The 16549-nt window shown below is 39.7% G+C and carries 16 protein-coding genes; 4 read left to right on the forward strand and 12 right to left on the reverse strand.

Annotation, left to right across the window (positions count from 1 at the left end):
• Positions 1-140 precede the first annotated feature (140 nt).
• The 7 genes from nuoH to tsaD form a co-directional block, all read right to left on the reverse strand.
• Positions 141-1166, reverse strand: coding sequence for an NADH-quinone oxidoreductase subunit NuoH (gene nuoH / locus IPI59_11640; protein MBK7528182.1), 1026 nt, complete (start codon positions 1164-1166; stop codon positions 141-143).
• 143 nt (positions 1167-1309) lie between these two features.
• On the reverse strand, positions 1310-2272 hold the full coding sequence (locus IPI59_11645; GenBank protein MBK7528183.1) for a (2Fe-2S)-binding protein: 963 nt from the start codon (positions 2270-2272) through the stop codon (positions 1310-1312).
• Positions 2273-2408: 136 nt separating this feature from the next.
• Positions 2409-3755 carry an NADH-quinone oxidoreductase subunit NuoF gene (nuoF, locus tag IPI59_11650; protein MBK7528184.1) on the reverse strand — a complete coding sequence of 449 codons (1347 nt, stop codon included), beginning with the start codon at positions 3753-3755 and terminating at the stop codon, positions 2409-2411.
• Positions 3756-3942: 187 nt separating this feature from the next.
• Positions 3943-4467, reverse strand: a complete 525-nt coding sequence (locus IPI59_11655) for an NAD(P)H-dependent oxidoreductase subunit E (protein MBK7528185.1) — start codon at positions 4465-4467, stop codon at positions 3943-3945.
• 92 nt (positions 4468-4559) lie between these two features.
• Positions 4560-5462, reverse strand: a complete 903-nt coding sequence (locus tag IPI59_11660) for a hypothetical protein (protein ID MBK7528186.1) — start codon at positions 5460-5462, stop codon at positions 4560-4562.
• Between the two features lie 100 nt (positions 5463-5562).
• Positions 5563-6003 carry a hypothetical protein gene (locus IPI59_11665; GenBank protein MBK7528187.1) on the reverse strand — a complete coding sequence of 147 codons (441 nt, stop codon included), beginning with the start codon at positions 6001-6003 and terminating at the stop codon, positions 5563-5565.
• A 118-nt stretch (positions 6004-6121) separates the two neighbouring features.
• The gene (gene tsaD, locus IPI59_11670) at positions 6122-7153 is read right to left on the reverse strand and encodes a tRNA (adenosine(37)-N6)-threonylcarbamoyltransferase complex transferase subunit TsaD (protein MBK7528188.1); all 1032 of its coding nucleotides are present in this window, start codon (positions 7151-7153) and stop codon (positions 6122-6124) included.
• Between the two features lie 169 nt (positions 7154-7322).
• On the opposite strand from tsaD, the gene IPI59_11675 reads away from it, so the two are divergent.
• Positions 7323-7808 (forward strand): hypothetical protein, encoded by a 486-nt coding sequence (locus IPI59_11675; protein ID MBK7528189.1) that lies wholly within the window; start codon positions 7323-7325, stop codon positions 7806-7808.
• A gap of 186 nt (positions 7809-7994) precedes the next feature.
• Here IPI59_11675 and acs read toward each other — a convergent pair whose 3' ends face one another.
• Positions 7995-9908: an acetate--CoA ligase gene (gene acs, locus IPI59_11680; GenBank protein MBK7528190.1), complete on the reverse strand. Its 1914-nt coding sequence runs from the start codon at positions 9906-9908 to the stop codon at positions 7995-7997.
• 373 nt (positions 9909-10281) lie between these two features.
• On the opposite strand from acs, the gene IPI59_11685 reads away from it, so the two are divergent.
• Complete coding sequence (locus IPI59_11685; GenBank protein ID MBK7528191.1) at positions 10282-10779, forward strand: hypothetical protein; 498 nt, start codon at positions 10282-10284, stop codon at positions 10777-10779.
• 98 nt (positions 10780-10877) lie between these two features.
• On the opposite strand, the gene IPI59_11690 is transcribed toward IPI59_11685, so the two are convergent.
• From IPI59_11690 to IPI59_11700, 3 genes are all read right to left on the reverse strand, one after another.
• Complete coding sequence (locus tag IPI59_11690; protein MBK7528192.1) at positions 10878-11648, reverse strand: glycosyltransferase family 2 protein; 771 nt, start codon at positions 11646-11648, stop codon at positions 10878-10880.
• A 99-nt stretch (positions 11649-11747) separates the two neighbouring features.
• Entirely contained in the window at positions 11748-12611 is an 864-nt protein-coding gene (locus IPI59_11695; protein MBK7528193.1) for a 3-hydroxybutyryl-CoA dehydrogenase, read from the reverse strand.
• A 156-nt stretch (positions 12612-12767) separates the two neighbouring features.
• Positions 12768-14090 carry a hypothetical protein gene (locus tag IPI59_11700; GenBank protein MBK7528194.1) on the reverse strand — a complete coding sequence of 441 codons (1323 nt, stop codon included), beginning with the start codon at positions 14088-14090 and terminating at the stop codon, positions 12768-12770.
• Between the two features lie 572 nt (positions 14091-14662).
• Here IPI59_11700 and IPI59_11705 point away from each other — a divergent pair.
• The gene (locus IPI59_11705) at positions 14663-15211 is read left to right on the forward strand and encodes a transglycosylase SLT domain-containing protein (GenBank protein MBK7528195.1); all 549 of its coding nucleotides are present in this window, start codon (positions 14663-14665) and stop codon (positions 15209-15211) included.
• Between the two features lie 81 nt (positions 15212-15292).
• Here the strand turns inward: IPI59_11705 and IPI59_11710 are convergent, their stop codons facing one another.
• Positions 15293-15649, reverse strand: a complete 357-nt coding sequence (locus tag IPI59_11710; protein MBK7528196.1) for an STAS domain-containing protein — start codon at positions 15647-15649, stop codon at positions 15293-15295.
• A 231-nt stretch (positions 15650-15880) separates the two neighbouring features.
• Between IPI59_11710 and IPI59_11715 the strand changes: the two genes are divergently transcribed.
• Complete coding sequence (locus IPI59_11715) at positions 15881-16501, forward strand: hypothetical protein (GenBank protein ID MBK7528197.1); 621 nt, start codon at positions 15881-15883, stop codon at positions 16499-16501.
• Positions 16502-16549: the final 48 nt, after the last annotated feature.

Raw genomic sequence — 16549 nt, forward strand, 5'->3', positions numbered from 1 at the left:
GAAAAAAATTATTATTATTGTTGATTAAGAGCTGCTTTTTGGGGCTTTTGGCTGTTAGCTTATGGCTTATGGCTTATGGCTGTTGGCTGTTAGCTGTTAGCTTTTGGCTTTTGGCTGTTAGCTTTTGGCTTTTAGGGTTTCTATTTAAAAATGAGTGAAAAAATTCCGGTTAGCAACATATTCAAAAGGCTGAGTGGTACTAAGGTTTTCCATCCTAAGTGCATTAATTGGTCGTACCTAAATCGGGGCAAGGTCCAACGGATCCACATAAAGGTAAAAATGAAGAAAAATATTTTTGCAAAAAGTACGAAGATGCCAATGATACTAACAGCGTTTGCCGACAAGCCAAGACTGTGCATGAAGGGAAAATTGTACCCGCCAAAATATAAGGTTGAAATAATTGCCGAGGAAATAAACATATTGATATATTCGGCAAATAAATAAAAGCCTAATTTCATTGAACCATATTCGGTGTGATAGCCGCCTACTAATTCAGTTTCACATTCCGGAAGATCAAATGGTGCGCGGTTACATTCGGCCAAAGCACAAGTGAAAAACAAAATAAATCCGAGTGGCTGATAAAATACATTCCAGTTAAAACCTGCTTGTTGTGCTACAATATCTTTAAGGTTTAGCGAACCGCTCATCATAATAATTGCGATAATAGAAATACCCATGGCAAGCTCGTAACTAATCATTTGAGACGATGCCCTAATAGCTCCATATAACGAATATTTATTGTTTGATGCCCAACCACCAATCATTATACCATAGACACCCACCGATACCATGCCCATAATAAATAAAATTCCAATATCAATATCGGCTACTTGTAACGAAATCTCGCGGCCAAAAAGGTTTAAACTTGTACCCCAGGGTATTACCGAACTTGTCATAAGGGCAGTGAACATGGCAATGCCTGGCCCTAAAATAAACAAAAATTTAGATGCTTTAGCCGGGATAAAGTCCTCTTTGAAAAACATTTTGCCACCATCGGCCAAAGGCTGTAAAAGTCCCCAAGGGCCAGCGCGGTCGGGGCCAAGGCGGTCTTGCAAAAAGGCGGCAATTTTGCGCTCGCCATACGTTGAGTATAGGGCAATTAATAAGGTAATAGCAAATATTATAACTATAAAAATGGTTTTTTCGAGCAGAAAGGCAAAGTCCATACTAAAGATATAGGTTATAAAGGCGGGGCAAAAGAATTTTTGTTTTCTTGTCTCGGCATATCCAAAAACCCGAGAAGCAAAGGTAAGTATTATGTGTTAAACGGGCGGTATATTAAATATACGATACTTGATGAGTTAAATGGTTATTTTAAGGTCTTTTTATGTTTTATGGGGGCTCGGTCAAGGAGTTTTGTGTAATGGTTTTGCGAAATAACCGAATGGCTGTCAATGGTGCGCGGACCTTCAACAACCCAGTCGGTAATATTTTTTTTGTCGAAACGGCAAGTATTGCAAATATATTCTAATACTTCATCGTATTTATCTCGGCGGGCAGTTATTCTAAAAATTTCGTCGCCAAACATCCACGCCACTGCTTTGCCGCAACACTTGGGGTTTTCACATTTTCTATGAACATCCATGGGTTTTAAAAACCAAACGCGACTTTTAAACCGAAAAGTTTTATCGGTAAGTGCGCCAACAGGGCAAACGTCAATTACGTTTCCCGAAAAATCGTTTTCAATACTGTTTTTAATATAGGTGCTAATTTCGCTGACATCACCCCGGTTAAGTACGCCATGCACCCGTTGGTCGGTAAGTTGGTCGGCCACATAAACACAACGGTAACATAAAATACAGCGGGTCATGTGTAACTGAACGTAAGGCCCAATATCTATTTTATTAAAAACGCGACGGTCTTCTTCGTATCGTGTACTCCCAACGCCATGCTCGTAAGAAAGATCTTGCAAATGGCACTCGCCTGCCTGGTCGCAAATTGGGCAATCGAGGGGGTGGTTTATCAGTAAAAATTCAACTACCCCTTTTCGGGCTTCAAGTACTTTTGGACTGGTTATATTAAGTATTTCCATGCCATCGGCTACAGGTGTAGAGCACGAAGCAACCAATTTAGGCGATGGATTGGGGTTTTGTGCCGAGTTTTTTGAAATTTCAACCAAGCACGTGCGGCATTTACCACCACTGCCCTTTAAACTGCTGTAATAACACATTGCCGGAGGCACAATTTCGCCTCCAATTTGCCGGGCTGCATTTAATATGGTCGTTCCGTCTGGAACCTCTACTTCGAAGCCGTCTATTTTAACTTTAGCCATAGATAGATAAATATATGTGTATGTACTAACTTAAAGCGATTTGTTTGATTGTTTGCTTGGTTGAGTGGCTAATTATTCCGGATAAAATTCCGGAAAAAGATTATGCGTAGTTTTTTCCTTTTTTAATTCATTTTAATTAAGCTCCAACTTGCTGCAGCCCTTGTAAAAGTCCATAATTGCGTTCTTGGCTTAGTTGCGGCTGCCGAACATGCCATTCAAATTCTTCTCTAAAATGCCTGATAGCACTTGCTACGGGCCAGGCGGCAGCATCGCCGAGCGGACAAATTGTATTTCCTTCTATATTTTTAGCCACGTTTACTAATAAATCAATATCGTGCATGTGTCCGTGTCCGTATTCTAACCTATGAAGCACTTTTTCCATCCATCCGGTACCTTCGCGGCAGGGGCTGCATTGTCCACAGCTTTCGTGGTGGTAAAACCGGGTAAAATTCCAAGTGTTGCGCACAATGCACTGGTCTTCGTCGTAAACAATAAATCCGCCCGAGCCCAGCATAGAGCCACTTACAAAGCCACCTTCCGAGAGGCTTTCGTAAGTCATTATGCGGTCGGTGCCGGCGGCTGTTTTTGTTATAAGGTGAGTTGGTAAAATTGGCACCGACGAACCACCCGGAACACAGGCTTTTAGACGTTTGCCTTTGGCAATGCCACCACAATATTGGTCGCTGTAAATAAATTCTTCGACGGGTACACCTAATTCTATTTCAAAAACTCCGGGATTATTAATATTGCCACACGCCGAAATAAGTTTTGTTCCGGTACTTTTGCCCACTCCAATTTTAGCATATTCGTCTCCACCATCGTTAATAATGGGCACAACGGCGGCAATTGTTTCTACGTTATTTACTACGCTGGGGCAGCCCCACAAACCTTTAACTGCCGGAAAAGGTGGTTTAATGCGCGGGTTACCACGTTTGCCTTCTAAGCTTTCAATAAGGGCGGTTTCTTCGCCGCAAATATAAGCTCCGGCACCGGGGGCAACGTATAAATCTAAGTCATAACCTGTTCCTAATATATTTTTACCTAACCAGCCGGCGGCATAGGCTTCGGCAATTGCTTTTTCTAATATCCGCAATACAAACATGTACTCGCCTCTGATATAAATATAAGCCGTGTTACACCCCAAAGCGTAACTCGACACAATCATGCCTTCGATTAAAAGGTGCGGAATTTTTTCCATCAAATACCGGTCTTTAAATGTGCCGGGTTCACTTTCGTCGGCATTGCACAGCAGGTAACGCGGTACACCTTCGGGTTTAGCCAAAAAGCTCCATTTTAAGCCCGTTGGGAAGCCCGCGCCACCACGCCCACGCAACCCCGATTTTTTAACTTCGTCCACTACTTCTTGCGGACTAAGGCTCTTTAACGCTTTTTCAACTGAGCGGTAACCACCCATTTTCCGATAGGTTTCGTATAAAGCAATATTTTCTACCTTTATATGTTCTAATAATAATTGTCGATCCATTTTGGTATAAAAAAGATATTAAAGATGGGTTTGTGTGCGAGGGTGTGATTTAACTTATTGTTTGATTTACTGGAATTATACTTTAGTTAATATTTTATCCGGATGTGGCAGCTAGTTATTTTGTTTTGATATTGGTGTTGCAATAATATCCGGAAGAAAAAAATACAAACATGAATCAATGGTGGTTTTACCTTGTTTCAGGTGGGTTTTGCCTAAATTCTTCTATCAGTTGATCAATTTTACTTTCGGTTAAAAATTCGTAATATTTTTCGCCTACCTGCATCATTGGGGCGTAACCACAAGCACCCAAACATTCAACGCCTCGCACGGTAAACATGCCGTCGGGTGTTGTTTGCCCAACGGTTATGCCCAGTTTTCGCTCAATATATTGTAAGATGCGCTCGGCACCAACCGTACAGCAAGGGCCTGTTCTGCAAACTTCAAGTAACACTTTGCCTACGGGTTTAAGGTTGTACATGGTGTAAAACGAGGCAACCTCGTACACTTCAATAGGTTGAATTTTTAATAGATCGGCCACGTAGTCCATTACTTCGGGGCTTAACCAATCACCAAATTCTTTTTGTGCTATGTGTAAGATGCGTAAAAGGGCACTTTTTTGTTTTCCTTCCGGAAACATGGCAATAATGCGCTGCACGTCGGCCATTGTTTCCGCTGAAAAACTTATGGGGGTAAATTGTGGTACGCTCGTCATATTAAATTAAAAATGTTGTTAATATCAACCTTGATAATATAAAACGCCGCAAATTTACCGCCAATTACTTAAACGAGGTAATTAAAGTGTTTTTATTTTGGTAAATCTTTTAAAAAGGTTTCAAAAGCTTGCCAATACTCTTCATTATTGGGGGTTGAGACCCATAATGCACGCGCACCGTGTATGCCCTCTTGCTTGGGTATAAATTGGGTTTTATAATTAGCTGCCGAGGCAGTTATAAAGGTTGCAGCTTCGGGGGCTTCTGTTTTTGATGATGTTATAAATAATGGTTTTTTACAAGCATTGCCCATACTGTTTTTAATGAAATGATTGCCTTGGTTTTCAAAATATTCACCCGGACTAAAGCAAGCAATAGCTGTAACTTTTGTGTTTTGACAGCCAATTTTAAGGGCTAATGAGGCCGAGTAAGAACTACCCACTAAAATTACCGGACGTTTATACAAGTTTGCGGCATAATCTATAGCGGTAATAATATCTTGTTCGGCATTGATATAGTCTGTGGGCATGTTGCGTTTGAGTGCATTTTCGGCGGTTTGGTTGTTGCCACCTAAAGCTGTGCCGCCCGACCTTTGGTCAATAGCCAAACAATTAAAACCCAATAAATTTAAGCGGCTGGCAATGGCTTCGTATTCTTCTTTGCTTGATTGTGCTTGGTGGCATAGCACCATTACCGGAAGCGAATTGCCCTGATGAAACAGTACGGCATGAATTTCAACACTGTCGGGGGCAAAAAAGCTTAAGGGTGCCCGGCCGGGGTAGTCGGGCATATCAATTTCCGTCTCAATACTGTCGGTATAGTTGGGTTTGCTTGCTGTTTGTTTCAGGCCGGCTGTTTTATTTTGCGTTTCGGGGTTCGTTTTTTCGGGCAGTTGGCAGCTATTTAATACAAAAGTCAATAAGCAAAAAGTTACTAAAAATGAAAATGAACTTGAGTGTGTTGCTGAAAAATAAAATTGCTTGTAATAGGTACGCATATATTAAATTAGGAAGGTTTCTTATTGTATGAGCAGTGAATTGTGGTTGGCGGTATTAATTTTCTTACCAATAAAGCAATATAACCGCGGGCAAGTAAAGTTATTTTATTTTTTTCCATTTTTGTTTTATGCCATAGGCACTATTTGTTTGATTTTTACACGAATCGATACAGGTAATTTCTAAAAAATCATTGGCATATTGTTTTAATTCAATTTTTACAACCCGTTTATCTATTACTTCGCCTTGCTTTTGTAGGGTAACATGTTCAAATCCGTGGTAAGTATTGGCCGAAATCTGATGTAGTTCTGAAAATTTAATGGCATTAGTAACAAATCCGGAGGCAGCCATTTCGCCATTTGCCACCTTAATGATACCTTCAAACAAACTATCTTTTTTTAAAAATTGCAAAATACTACCCCTCGATTGATCGCCATAACGCTCCCAATCTCCGGATAAATTGTACGATTCAGTTACACACTTTGTTAATCCAAACAATCCGGATAAGAATATAAGAAACAGTAAAATTGTCTTTAGTTTCATTGCGACTTTTCATAATTAGGCTGCAAATATACATCTATTTAATGCCAGCGTATTGCATATTTGAAGTTGAGTAGTAGAGCTTTGACTTTTTTGCCTAACAATTTATTAATTTTTGTAGCTAAACCTCAAGTCTGGCAACAGGCGAAACCTCCTGATCGGCAAAATTACCCTCCAAATATTGATAGTGGGCAGCAATGGCAATCATGGCGGCATTATCGGTGCAGTATTCAAAATCCGGAATAAAAGCCTGCCAGCCGTTGCGTTGAGCTAATGCAGCTACCTCTTGGCGCAAAAGCGTGTTAGCCGACACCCCTCCGGCAATACCTATTTGGGTAATTTTATAATATCGGGCAGCATTTTCTAATTTTTTTATCAGCGATTTTACAATGGTATATTGGATGGAGGCACAAATATCGGCTAAATTTTGACTAATAAAATTGGGATTTTCTGTTGTTTGTTTTTGTAAAAAGTACAAAACCGAAGTTTTTAGTCCCGAAAAACTAAAATTAAACTTGCCGTCCGCCTTTGGCACCGGAAACGGAAAGGCCAACGCATTGCCGTTTTGTGCGTATTTGTCAATTAAAGGGCCGCCGGGGTAGGGTAATTGCAACATTTTCGCTGTTTTGTCAAAAGCTTCGCCCGCAGCATCGTCAAGGGTTTGGCCAACTACCTGCATTTTGTACGGCGAGCTTAGTTTTACCAATTGCGTGTGCCCCCCCGAAACGGTAAGGCATAAAAATGGAAATTGTGGTATTGGCGCATCAATAAAATGGGCTAACACGTGCGCCCGCATGTGGTTTACCGCAATAATTGGTATGTTTAACGCCAAGGCCAATGATTTGGCAAAACTTACCCCCACTACCAACGAGCCAATTAATCCGGGACCAAGCGTAAATGCAACCGCACTTAAATGCTGTAAATCAATTTTAGCCTGTTTAAGCGCAGCGTCAACCACTGGAATAATATGCAATTGGTGCGCCCGCGAAGCTAACTCGGGCACTACGCCACCCCATGCCTCGTGAATACGCTGGTTGGCCACAATATTACTCAGCACACGGCCATTTTGTATTACGGCAGCCGAAGTATCATCGCACGAGCTTTCGATGGCTAAAATGGTAATGTTTTTGGTTTCCTTGTTGGGTAATTCCATACTGCAAAGGTCAATAAAAAAGTTAGGTTGCGCAAATTTGCAAGTCAAGCAAAAAAAAAGTTTGTAGTTTTGCGAAAATATTCATTGCCAAACGTCTATTTAAAAACCAAGCATATTGCTTGAGCGATTTTAAAGTTTTTTTTAAATTCCGGATACAAATCCGCTCCCAATGAAACATCTACAAAACTCATTTTTTGACCAAACAGGGCATCTTAATTTACATGGCCGTGTTTTATTTATTGAGCGCAATATGGGCAATGCTTTTGATACCTTGCCAGCAGCAATTGCAAACCATGTTGATGCCTGCCTTAAATGTAGGGTAGAGCTATTAGAATTATACGATGAAATAGATAGTAATACTTACCAAAGTATGGAGGCAGTTGAAGGCTTGGTTATAAAACTTATACCGGATGAGGCAGCACATCAACCTATTATGGATAGCTTGCGCAATCATATTTGGGCTGAAGCCGAAATTGATGCAACGCTACAACAAGCGGTTGCCACAACAAAAAAGCAGTCCAACAGTAAGTTTACCCAATTTTTACAAAATAAAGGCGGAACAATAAAAGGCATGGTAGCGCAGTCGCAATATGGCAAAGCAGCGGCCAGTTTAGTGGCAGCTATAGTGGTGGCCTACGAAAAATACTTGAGCTAAGAAACAATTTATTGGCTACAGGATTTTGAGTGTTTACCTCGCCATTTTGTTTTTATCCGGATGATTTTTTACGATTTTTGTAGTCGGAGTTGCGCAACTTCGACCACTTGCTATTTGAAACCTTTTCCAGAACTTGCAAATTACAAAATTTAAACTCTTTACGAGCGCAAATCAATATAACTTACTTTATTCAAGTTGAGTTGCACTTTGCTGAATAGCAATCACTACGCTTGGGTCGAGTAGGGTAGTAGTATCGCCTAATTGGTCGGTTTGGCCTTCGGCAATTTTGCGCAATATGCGCCGCATTATTTTGCCCGATCTTGTTTTGGGCAGACCTGTTACAAATAAAATTTTATCGGGGCGGGCAATTTTGCCAATTTGTTTTTCAACCATGGCCGTAATAGACTGGCGAATAGTGGCGGCTTCGCGGCTATTTTGTGCTGGTGTAGTTTGGCAAATTACATAAGCATAAATACCCTGGCCTTTAATAGGGTGTGGATAACCTACCACCGCCGATTCTATTACATTTTCATCTTCGTCAATGGCGTTTTCAATTTCGGCGGTGCCAATCCGGTGCCCCGATACATTAATAACGTCATCAACGCGGCCAATTATCCGGAACATGCCGTTATCATCTCGTTTAGCGCCATCGCCGGTGAAATAATAGTTTTTAAAGGGTGCAAAATAAATTTGTCGGCAGCTTTCGTGGTCGCCGTAAATAGTGCGAACTATAGATGGCCATGGAAATTTAATACAAAGTAATCCTTCGGTATTGTTTTCGGTAATTTCGTTGCCTTGTGCATCGAGCAAAACCGGCTGAACGCCGGGCAGGGGTTGGCCGGCATAAGTAGGCTTGGTGGCGCTAATTCCGGATAACGCTGAAATAAGAATACCTCCGGTTTCGGTTTGCCACCAGGTATCAACCACGGGGCACCGGTTTTTTCCAATATGGGTGCTGTACCAATGCCATGCCTCTTCGTTAATTGGCTCGCCAACCGAACCGATAGTTTTTAGGCTTTGTAAATTGTAGGGTTTAATGGGTGCTTCGCCTTCGCCCATTAACGAGCGAATAGCTGTGGGGGCGGTATAAAATTGGGTAACGCCTAATTTGTCAATTACCGACCAAAAGCGTCCGGCATCGGGGTAGGTTGGCACCCCTTCGAATAGCACAGTTGTTGCTCCGTTAAGCAGCGGCCCGTATAGTGAGTAACTGTGTCCGGTAACCCAGCCAATATCGGCGGTACACCAAAAAATATCGGGTTCGTTGTATTGGAAAACATTTAAAAACGTGTATCCCATAAAAACCATGTAGCCGCCGCAGGTATGCACAATGCCTTTGGGTTTGCCCGTTGAACCTGATGTGTATAAAATAAACAGCGGGTCTTCGCTGTCCATTGTTTGGGCGGGGCAATGGGTAGCACATTTTTCAAGTGCAGGTTCGAGGTAAAAATCGCGGTTGGCCTGCATATATAAATTGGCCGTGTTGCATCTGTTTGCTACTAAAACGGTTTGTACGCTATGGCATTGCAAAAGGGCTTCATCAACAATTGATTTGCAAGGAATTTGTTTTGCGCCGCGCAAAATAGCATCGGCGGTAATTATTAGCTTTGCCTGGGCACCATTAATACGGTCGGCAAGGGCTTGGCTGCTAAACCCGCCAAATACAACCGAGTGCACCGCCCCTATACGCGCGCAGGCTAATACGCCTACGGCTAATTGCGGGATCATGGGCATGTATAACACAACTCTGTCTCCCTTTGAAATGCCCTTGCTTAACAAGAGGTTAGCCATTTGGCAAACTTGTTCGTATAGTTGTGCGTAGCTTATCCGGACATTAGGTTTGTTTGGGTCGTTAGGCTCCCAAATAATGGCAGTTTTATTAGCCCGAAGTGGTAAATGTCTGTCAATACAGTTTTCGGTTATATTTAGCTGGCCGCCTACAAACCACTCCACCTTAGGTTCGGTGAAATTCCAGTTTAAGGTAGTGTGCCACGGTTGCCGCCAGGTAAAATTTTGGGCAATTTCGTTCCAAAATGCTTCGGGGTTATCAATACTTTTTTGGTAGGCAGTTTGGTAGTCGGCATTTGAACTAATACGCATATTGTACAAGTAGTTGGTAGTTATTATTAAATTGCTTGCTGGCTTGTTAGGTAGTTTTAAATCTCAACGTAGATAATTTCGACCAAATATAGCTGAACGACAAAGATACGTTTTTTTAGTGCCAAAGGTCGGCAATTACCGTACAATTTATAGATGCGAGATTAATGGTAGCTTCAAGACCCCGGAATCCGGATTTTGTTTTTTTTTGAAAATTTTTTTATTTTTTTTTTGTGCCGCGAATAAATCTCTATCTCATGTTGTCAAAAGGAGCATAATCGCTCAGTTAAAAAATATTACTTTACTGATTATTAATTGTTTAAACTTATAGATAATTAAAAATAATTTAATAATTAAAATTAAAAAAACAAAAGTCATGAAACACAGTTCTTTAGCCAAAGCCGTATTTGCCGCTCTCTTAATTGCCTTAACTGTAAACTTTAACAATGCCTTGGCGCAAAAAGTAGATCCTACACCAGCCGACCGACTTGAAAACAAATTTGATAAAGCCGAAGATGTACGCGACCGCAAAGAAAATCGCCGCGACCGCGCTGAAAACCGCCGCGACCGCAAAGAAGATGCCAAAGACAAAGCCGAAGATGTGCGCGACCGCCGCGAAGACAAGAAAGATAAAGCTGAAGATGTTTGGGACGCCAACCATGACGGGGGCATTTTAGACAAAGTTGAAGACGCCAAAGATAAAGCTGAAGACCGCCGCGACCGCCGTGAAGATGTTAAAGATAACGCTGAGGATATTAAAGACAAAGCTGAGGATGTGCGCGACCGCAGAGAAAACCGCCGCGACCGTAGGGAAGATAAACTTGACCGCGCCGAAGACCGCCATGACCGCAAAAACAGAGTTCCAAAAAATTAAGATTTTGAATCTGCTATTTGCCTAAAATTGGCCTGTTAAATAATCCGGATAAAGTTTTGCCGCTTATCCGGATTTTTTATTTGCTAATTTGTCTCTTTTCAACTTCGTTGTAAGGATTTTAAATAGGTATGGGTAAGCAGTACCGCCTTAGCCGAAAAAAGTGCTATCTGAAAACCCGCCCACCCGTCTAAAAAGCCTAACTGAAGTACAAAATGCTTAAAAAACCTAAAAACAGCTTTTAAAAAAACGATAAAACCATTTAAACTTTGCCCTTTTGTATGTAGTTTTTCGGCTTTTAGTTTTGCGTAGTGTTCAATGCGTTGCTGGTGCATCTTTTTGTTTTCAATAGAGTAGTGGTACAGCAAACCTTTGCAGGCATGGATTTTTAAAGGGGTATATTGCTGGGTGTTAAATACTAACTTTTCGTGAATTAGTCCTTGCCATTCTGCTTGGTGGCGGTTGAACAACCTTATTTTAACATCGGGAAACCAGCCGCTATGTTTAATCCAATGGCCGCAATAATTGGTTAAGCGGTTTAAGCTTACAGCGTGGGCAAAAGTATCAAAATTGGCTATTTGTTTTAGCTTTGCAATTTCGCTTTGTAGTTCGGGGCTTAAAACCTCGTCGGCATCAAGCGATAAAATCCAATCGTGGGTGGCGCAGCTATTGCCGTAGTTTTTTTGGGTCGAAAATCCATCAAAGGGGCGTTGAAGCAGCCTTACGTTTAAATTGTGGCAAATTTGAATCGTATTATCTGTAGAGCCGCCGTCTATAATTAGTATTTCGTTGGCAATGGGTTTGGCGGCAGCAATACAGCGCGGCAATCGGTGTGCCTCGTTTTGGGCAATTATTACAACCGATATTTGCATACTTAAGAAGGTGTTCCTGTGTATTAAATACTAAACTTGTTGTATGATGTTGCAGTGTCCGGAATCCGGAAAAATAAAAGCTAGGTGGGTGAAAATCTATTAGTCGTAGGTATAAAACCCTTGTTTGGTTTTGCGTCCAAAATGCCCGGCATCTACTTTTTGTTGCTGTATGCGGTTAGGCTTAAAGCGCTGCTCGTAAAAAAATTGTTGGTACATGGTGCTTGTAACAGCAAAATTAGTTTCAATGCCAATTAAATCCATCAATCTGAAAGGCCCCATTTTAAATCCGGTTGCTTGGCAAAGGTCGTCAATAATTTCGAGGGGGGCTATATTTTCTTCGAGCAGTTTTAACCCTTCGGTATAATATGGGCGTGCTACACGGTTTACGATAAATCCGGGCGAGTCGGCACAGAAAGCTACCTGTTTGCCCATTTTTTTAGCCACTTCTGCAACAGTCAAGGCCGTTTCGGTGCTTGTAGATACGCCTTGTATGACTTCAACCAATTTCATTACGGGTGCAGGATTAAAAAAGTGCATACCTACTACGCGGTGCGGGTTTGGTATTTGTGCCGCAATTTGTGTAATTGGTATAGACGAGGTGTTGCTGGCGAAAATAGTATGTGGCGCATTGATTTGTGCCAGTTGGTTGAACAAGTTTATTTTTATGGGCAATTGTTCTAAAACGGCTTCAATAATTAGGTCGGCAATAAGGAGGTTGGGGTTGGTAGTTGTTTGTATGCTGTTTTGAAGTTCGATGGCCTTTGTCGCCTCAATTTTTTTGAGTTTTACGGCAGTATTGGCATAGTCGGTAACGCGCAACATTCCGGATATTAGGGCTTGCTGGTTTACGTCGTACAAAATGGTTTTGTAACCGGCCAAGGCACTTAAATAGGCAATACCTGCACCCATTAGCCCGGCTCCGGCAACAGCTACGGTATTAATAATTGGAGGGGATTCAGACATGTTTGTATGTAGCTTGTATATTGTGCAGGAATATATGTGCACTATCTTTTTAATCCGGATGAAAAGGAGGGTCAAAAATCCGGATAAAACAAATAAATACAAAGCAAAGGTAACAAAATATTGCCTTACGCACAGGTTTTATGGCAAAAAACTATATTACATATTGCCACTTAACTGTAAAAAATATGTTTCGAGCTGCTTCCTAAAAGGACTCGCATAATTCCAGTTTGCCATATCTGCCCATTCACGCACTTGCTTCATTAAGATTTGGTTGTTGTAGCTTCCGGCCTCATAAGTATGACTTAAAAGTGCATTTTGAATTATAGTAGTCAGTTGGTCGTTGTCGTATTGGTTGGCTAAAATATTGCTGTGTTGAATTAAAAACTCAACTGTTATTGTTTTTGGATAGGCTGCATATTTAAGCGCAAAATTTTGCACTTGGGGCGAGTATTCGGGATTTGGAGTTGTTTGCAGTAAATAAGTAAAATTGTCATTAATTACTGAACTTGCATCGTAATTATTTTTTTCGAGCAGATGTATATAGGTTAATTTTTGCTCTTGGTTTAGTTTTCCGCTTTTATAAAGCTGCCTAAGGTTTTCAAAACTTGTGGCATTTGTTTGATTATTAACATTTGAAACAGGCGAAACAGTTGGCTGTTTAGTAATCGAATTATCTCTGATAGCGTTACTTGGGCTTGTTAAACGTTCGACTATGGCAATTGGAGATTCAGTATTTATTGTAGTAACTGCTTTTTGTTGTTGTTGTTTAATATTAGGAAACTGCTTATTAGTAGCGTTTGTTAAAGGAAACTGATTAGGGTTTTCCACATATATATTATTCGTATTACTTGCCAGCAGGTTGCTGTTGTTATTTTGGAATAAATCGTCGGGCAAGTGAAGGTAATGTAAAGTAGATAATTGTATATCGGAGAAGTTTATGGTTGGCGTTGCAATTTGGTTACTGTTTGTGTTAAGTGTTTTACCAACTAACGACAGCACGTAGTTTGCATTGTCAACTAATTTTTTTGATGACCTGTCGCCGCTTTCATCTATGTATAAAGTTGTGTTTTTGTTTGGGTCTTTGTACATAAGAAATGGCAATTTTATGCTGTGGGTGCTGTTTAGCATAATTTCTATGGCGTCTAAGTGAAACTGGTCAAGTGCTACTACAATAAAATTATTACTATATATTGAAGCTAATTCGCTTAATAACAAGGTGCGCGAAAGTTCGCGGCAAGGCGCGCAACCTTCTCCCTGTATATATATAAATAGCAATTTATTTTCGATTTTTGCCTGTTGTATTGCTGCCTCTATTTTTCCGTTTACAATATAGGTAGTGGGGCTATTATCAACGGGCGATGTCCAATTGTTATTATTGTTAGCTAAAAATGTTGTTTGGGCATTATTTTTAAAAGCAAATACGTTGGTTAGCAAATTAAGCAACCAAATTAAGCCAAATAAAAAAAAGAATTTTCTCATATATAGTTGTAGCAATTATATTGATGCTTAAGTATTTATTATATTAGAGTATTAATTAATTGCTTCGCTTTTTTCAATTTTAGTTGTTTGTAGTATAGTTTGCCTAATTCAAAAACTATGCCATTTTGCCGTTTTTTTCAAAAACACCCTGTGTTCTAATTTAATGTGTGAGGCGAGTGTATTTTCTTGTATCTCTTGCTATCTGCTAAATTGAGGTCGAACTTATGTAGGTAGCATCAAATCCGGCTTGTTTAGTAGTAAAAAACTAAAATTATTAACATTTTGCTAAAATATTTTGCCATAAAAATTATTTGCCTCATTTTTGTTTTTAGTTTTTTTAACCATCCCCAAAATGTACTTATTTTATTATGCAAAATTCATCCATCTACCCGAAAAAAATTAAATTAACCCGCTGGCCTCAAAATTTAAGTCTTTTTTTATCTGCAAAACCTGTTAAAGTAATAGTAATAGGGCTTTTTATTGTTTTTACAAATTGTTTTACTTGGCTTCTATTTAGCCGTAGCTCCATAGATACTGGCAATTTAGCTGCCAATCACACCAAAAGTTTATATTTGTTGAAGCAAGCCGCCACTTACCTAACTGATACCATTGCATTTGAGCAAAAAGTCCGGAAAATTGCCAAAAAATTAGCTGTTCCTCCCGAGTGGTTAATGGCCGTCATGCACTCTGAAAGTGGGTTTAATGCCTCGGCGCGCAATTTTAAAGGAAGTGGCGCTACGGGTTTAATACAATTCATGCCCCAAACGGCAAAACAATACGATATCACCGTTGACCAATTGCAAAATATGAACCACTTAGACCAACTTGATTATGTGTATGCTTATTTAAACAAAGTGAAAAAACAGTACAATATAAAATATAATAATATTACAAGTTTGTATTTAGCTATTTTATATCCGGATGCTTTAGATGCCGAGCCTTGTTATGCCTTGTACAGCAAACCCTCCATTCAATACAAAATGAATGCGGGTTTGGATGAAGATAAAGACGGAAAAGTTACCGTTCAAGATATAGACAAACGATTAAAACGAATGTACCCAACCGCCTGTAAAGCAACCATTAAAGACGAGGGCAAAACAAATATTTTTTCCGGATGGTAGTAGATAGAACTCTCAAATTAGAAAAAGAAAACTCCGGAAAAACAGTTTAAATATAAATATATAAAATTAGTGCAACTATTTTTAGCAATAAAATAAAATGGCCTCATTTTCATTTTCTACAATATGTAATATGCTTTTTAAGCCTAATAGGTCAAAAATACTATACACATTCGGATTTAAACCGTACATAACAAAATCGCCACTATTGGCCTTAAAGTCTTCAATATGGGCAATAAAAACCCCCAATCCAGCCGAAGAAATATAATGTAATTCATTAAAATCAAAAATTACCCTATAATTTAAACTTTCTTTACAATTTAAAATAGCCGTATCAAGCAAAATAGCGGTACTTGCGTCTATTTCGCCCGATACGGTTATTTTCATAATAGGCTTATTGTTGTTCACTAAAGCGGTTTCTATTTGTGTTGCAGACGGCATAACTAAATACAAGGGGGCTATAACTTAAGTTTATATTATTTATAATAAGAGTGAAAAAACATCTTAAATCTAAAAAATTTTTAAAAACAGTTAAAACAAAAAAATAAGGTCAAAATTAAGGAAAGTTCTACAATTCCGGATGATTTACCGTAAAAAACCTATCTTTACATCAATTTTTCGCTGAAACAATAATATTAATTTTTTAACACAGCCCATTGCGATATCTCTATCATGAAGGTCAGTTTTGTAAAAATATTTTGTGTCTTTTTTATTACCCTCGCTGTCTTGCTTCTAAACAATGCTTGCCAAAAAAACGACGATATTATTTTAGATAAACCATTGTTAGATTCCATTATAAATACAAGCCGGGTTTTAACTGACCAAAAATTTGGCATTGATTACGAAATTAAAGGCTGCCTCGAAATTACCGGCCCCAATACTACCGTAACCATCGAACCTAACAATATTATAATGTGTCACCCTCAGGCGTGTATTAAAATAACCAATGGCGCTCGATTAATTATTTTAGGCGAACCACAGAAAGAAACTTATATAGCAGGCTTTGACACTTTACCCGGCTATTGGCAAGGAATTTGGGTTGAAGACAACAGCACCCTCGAAATGCAACAGGTAATTATTAGCGATGCCGGAAAAGCAGGCCTCGATTCAAATCTACAAGGCAGCATATTTGTTGATAATACTGATACAGTAATCATAAAAATAAAAAACAGTATCATACGCAACAGTGCGGCGCATGGTATTGTATTGCCGGGTTTTGCAAAAGCCCAGTTAGAGGCTACCAACAAATACCTTGATTTAGGCCCCGGTAGCGAGGCAATTAAGTATTACTAAAACGAGCCAAAATACTGATATCAACAAATAAATAGCAATAAACTGCCC

The organism is Sphingobacteriales bacterium, assembly GCA_016706405.1.
Lineage (GTDB): Bacteria > Bacteroidota > Bacteroidia > Chitinophagales > UBA2359 > BJ6.

Bases quoted from the DNA above. Each gene is read 5' to 3' on its own strand.
- nuoH (MBK7528182.1), bottom strand. From the start codon at position 1,166: ATGGACTTTGCCTTTCTGCTCGAAAAAACCATTTTTATAGTTATAATA.
- IPI59_11645 (MBK7528183.1), bottom strand. From the start codon at position 2,272: ATGGCTAAAGTTAAAATAGACGGCTTCGAAGTAGAGGTTCCAGACGGA.
- nuoF (MBK7528184.1), bottom strand. From the start codon at position 3,755: ATGGATCGACAATTATTATTAGAACATATAAAGGTAGAAAATATTGCT.
- IPI59_11655 (MBK7528185.1), bottom strand. From the start codon at position 4,467: ATGACGAGCGTACCACAATTTACCCCCATAAGTTTTTCAGCGGAAACA.
- IPI59_11660 (MBK7528186.1), bottom strand. From the start codon at position 5,462: ATGCGTACCTATTACAAGCAATTTTATTTTTCAGCAACACACTCAAGT.
- IPI59_11665 (MBK7528187.1), bottom strand. From the start codon at position 6,003: ATGAAACTAAAGACAATTTTACTGTTTCTTATATTCTTATCCGGATTG.
- tsaD (MBK7528188.1), bottom strand. From the start codon at position 7,153: ATGGAATTACCCAACAAGGAAACCAAAAACATTACCATTTTAGCCATC.
- IPI59_11675 (MBK7528189.1), top strand. From the start codon at position 7,323: ATGAAACATCTACAAAACTCATTTTTTGACCAAACAGGGCATCTTAAT.
- acs (MBK7528190.1), bottom strand. From the start codon at position 9,908: ATGCGTATTAGTTCAAATGCCGACTACCAAACTGCCTACCAAAAAAGT.
- IPI59_11685 (MBK7528191.1), top strand. From the start codon at position 10,282: ATGAAACACAGTTCTTTAGCCAAAGCCGTATTTGCCGCTCTCTTAATT.
- IPI59_11690 (MBK7528192.1), bottom strand. From the start codon at position 11,648: ATGCAAATATCGGTTGTAATAATTGCCCAAAACGAGGCACACCGATTG.
- IPI59_11695 (MBK7528193.1), bottom strand. From the start codon at position 12,611: ATGTCTGAATCCCCTCCAATTATTAATACCGTAGCTGTTGCCGGAGCC.
- IPI59_11700 (MBK7528194.1), bottom strand. From the start codon at position 14,090: ATGAGAAAATTCTTTTTTTTATTTGGCTTAATTTGGTTGCTTAATTTG.
- IPI59_11710 (MBK7528196.1), bottom strand. From the start codon at position 15,649: ATGCCGTCTGCAACACAAATAGAAACCGCTTTAGTGAACAACAATAAG.
- IPI59_11715 (MBK7528197.1), top strand. From the start codon at position 15,881: ATGAAGGTCAGTTTTGTAAAAATATTTTGTGTCTTTTTTATTACCCTC.